Genomic DNA, 3,248 nt, shown 5'->3' with positions numbered 1-3,248 from the left:
CGGGACCGCCCCGAGGTCGCCGTCGGTGACGCGGTGCACTGGCCCGGCGGCCCGCCCGGCGACGACCGCTTTGCCGGTGACGAGCGTTTCGGCCGCGACGTGGACCTTCAGCGTGTTCGTCGTGTTCGTCCCCTCGAGCTCCGTCAGCATCCCGGAGAGGACGACGAGCGTGTCGCCGGAGGTGGCCGCGCCGGTGTCGATAGCGGCGTCGACCGCGTTGTCGAGCACCGATTCCATGTCGTTGGCGTACTCGGTCGTGACCGGCTGGACGCCCCACGAGAGCGCGAGCTGGCGGCGGACGCGGTCGTTCGGGGTGGTCGCGACCACGGGAACGCCGGGCCGGAACATCGCCGTCTTCCGGGCGGTGAACCCGGTCTCCGAGACCGCGACGACCGTCGACGCGCCGATGTCGCGCGCGAGATACCGTGCGGAGCGTGCGAGCGCCTCGGTCCGTGACCCCTCGGCGGCCGTCGGAACCCGTTGTTCGCGGGTCTCGGCGTACTCGTCGCTGGTCTCGACCTCGCGGACGATCCGGTCCATCGTCTCGACGACGCGGGCGGGGTGATCGCCGATCGCGGTCTCGCCCGAGAGCATCACGGCATCGGTGCCGTCGAGGACCGCGTTGGCGACGTCGGACGCCTCCGCGCGGGTCGGTCGCCGCGAGTGGATCATCGAATCGAGCATCTCCGTCGCCGTGATCACCGGAACGCCCGCGTTCACACACGTCCGAATGATGCGTTTCTGGATCATCGGAACGTCCTCCAGCGGACACTCGACGCCGAGGTCGCCGCGGGCGACCATCACGCCGTCGGCGGCCTCGACGATCCCCTCCAGGTTCTCGACGGCTCCCGCCCGCTCGATCTTGGCGATGACGGGGATGTCGTCGCCGCCGTACTCCTCCAACAGGTCGGCGATTCGGTAGACATCGTCGCCGTCGCGAACGAAAGAGGCGGCGACGAAGTCGGCGTCGGCACGGGCCGCGAGCCGCAGCTCGGCCTCGTCCGCCGGGGTGACCAGGTCGACGTCGATGGCGACGCCCGGCAGGTTGACGCCCTTTCGCGAGCCGAGCTTCCCGCCCGACACGACCGTCGCGACGACCGTGCCGTCGTCGGTCACGCGCTCGACCCGGCACTCGATCCGACCGTCGTCGAGCAACACCGTGTCGCCCGGGGCCGCCGCCGAGATCGTGTGTGTCAGACCGATCCGCTCCGGCGTCGCGTCGTCGCCGGCGACGAACGTCACTTCCGAGCCGGTGACCACGTTCGTCGGCTCGTCGGTCTCGGCCGTCCGCACTTCGGGGCCCTTCAGGTCGACCATCACGGCGAGCGGGTCGTCGATCGCGTCGTCGACGTCGCGGACGCGCTCGATGACCGTCTCGCGGTGATCGGTCGTCCCGTGACTGGCGTTGAGTCGAGCGACCGACATCCCGGCGGCCGCGAGCTCCCGGATCGTGTCCCGGTCGTCCGAGGCCGGACCGAGGGTACAGACGATCTTTGCGTTGCGCATGCCCTCGATTCGACGGAGCCCCGGAAAAAGCCATACGGTCGAGTCGAACACGATCGAAGACGAACGATCCCGGTACACCTGGTCGAGAGCGGCTCACACGGCGGGAGCATGGCGAACCGGATGGCTCGATGATGTGTTTTCCTGTCAGTGAGAACAAAATACCTAAACCATTACTGCTGTATCGTACATGCGATGGACGCCACCGCTGGGGGGAAGCCTCGGGACGCGCTTGCGTTCGCCGCACTCGACAGCGATGTCAGACTCGCGATCCTCGACTCGCTGTACGAGCGCACCGTCGAGCCGGGTCCACTCGCCGACGACGCGACGTACTCGACGATCAAGTCGGACGTCGGCGTCGATGACAGCGGTCGGTTCAGCTACCACCTCGATCGGCTCACGGACCGGTTCGTCACGAAGACGGACGATGGATACCGGCTCGCCGAGCCGGGGCGGGAGGTCGTTCGCCTGCGGCGACGGGAGGTCCTCACGTCGGACGCGAGCGTCGACACGCAACCGATCGACCGGACCTGCTACCGGTGTGGTGGAGGACTCGAGACCGCCTATCGAGGCGGCTACATGGTGACCCGCTGCCGGGAGTGTGACGGCCTCGTCGACCACGAGCTGGTTCCGACGGGGACGGTTTCGGCGATCTCGTATCCACCGTCGGGCGTTCGAGGGATCGGGATCGATACCGCCTTCGAGCGGGCACACGCGATCGTCGACCAACACCTCCGAACCATGGCCGGCGGCTTCTGCTCGGAGTGCGGCCACGGCGTGACCGCGACGCTGATGCCGGGGTACGACCGTGACTCGACCGGCAACGGCGGCGACAGCCGGTTCACCCACGACGGACTGGTGAAGCTCTCCTGTGATCACTGCGGACAACGACGCGTCAGCCATCCGCTTCACGTCACTGCCGACCGAGGTCCGATGGCTGGGTTCTTCGCCGAGCGCGGACTCGACCCGGGGTGGGACCGCTTCGCCGAGGTGATGGCGTGGGACACGACGCCCGGTCCCGACGGCGTGCGTTTCGAGTCCCCCGACGGGACGGTCTGGACCGTCGACGACGACCTCCATGTGACCCGCGACGACCCCGACGCAGCCGGTCGGTGACCGGGGTTTATGACTCGGACGGACGGAGAGACGCCATATGAGCGGACGCGAAGCGGCGGCGTTCTACACCCGATACGCCGACTGGTACGACCGGATCGCGAGCGACACGCCGCTCGTGGGTCGGCTCCGTGAACGGGTTGTCGACGCGCTCGACCCGCATCGCGGCGACGTCGTCGTCGAGATGGGGTGTGGCACGGGGGCGAACCTGGGGCTGCTTCGTGAGCGGGTCGGCCCGGGTGGAACCGTGATCGGCCTCGACGTCTCCACGGGGGTGCTCACACGGGCCCGGGAGCGGATCGACCGGGCGGATTGGGAGAACGTCCACGTCGCCCGCGCGGACGCGACGCGACCGCCGCTCCGATCGGGAGCGCCGTCACGGGCGACTGCCGGCGCGACTGGCGTCGAAGTGCGTGACGTTGACGGCGTGCTCGCGACGTTCCTCACGGGGATGCTCGACGACCCCGCGGGAGCGGTCGACGACTGGTGTCGCCTCGTCGCTGCCGGCTCGTTAGAGAGCGCGCCTGCCGGGCGGGTCTGTGTCGCCGGACTCGCACGGAGCACTCGTCCGGTCGGCCGCCTCCTGAACCCCCTGTTCGCGGCTGGTGTGCGGACCGCAGCGCCGCCGTCGG

General features: G+C 69.3%; 3 protein-coding genes. 2 read left to right on the top strand and 1 reads right to left on the bottom strand.

The window, feature by feature from the left end; genetic code table 11:
- Window positions 1–1,506, bottom strand: a 1,506-nt coding sequence (gene pyk / locus ACFQEU_RS13425; protein ID WP_379782957.1) for a pyruvate kinase, incomplete at its 3' end; no start/stop codon positions are given.
- A 192-nt stretch (window positions 1,507–1,698) separates the two neighbouring features.
- On the opposite strand from pyk, the gene ACFQEU_RS13420 reads away from it, so the two are divergent.
- On the top strand, window positions 1,699–2,619 hold the full coding sequence (locus ACFQEU_RS13420; protein ID WP_379782955.1) for a DUF7351 domain-containing protein: 921 nt from the start codon (window positions 1,699–1,701) through the stop codon (window positions 2,617–2,619).
- 37 nt (window positions 2,620–2,656) lie between these two features.
- A partial coding sequence (locus tag ACFQEU_RS13415; protein WP_379782953.1) for a class I SAM-dependent methyltransferase occupies window positions 2,657–3,248 on the top strand: 592 nt, incomplete at its 3' end.

Source organism: Halorubrum tibetense, from assembly GCF_042661865.1.
GTDB lineage: Archaea > Halobacteriota > Halobacteria > Halobacteriales > Haloferacaceae > Halorubrum > Halorubrum tibetense.
Note: the sequence above shows the minus strand (reverse complement) of the source record. Positions and strands in the feature narration are given on the sequence as shown.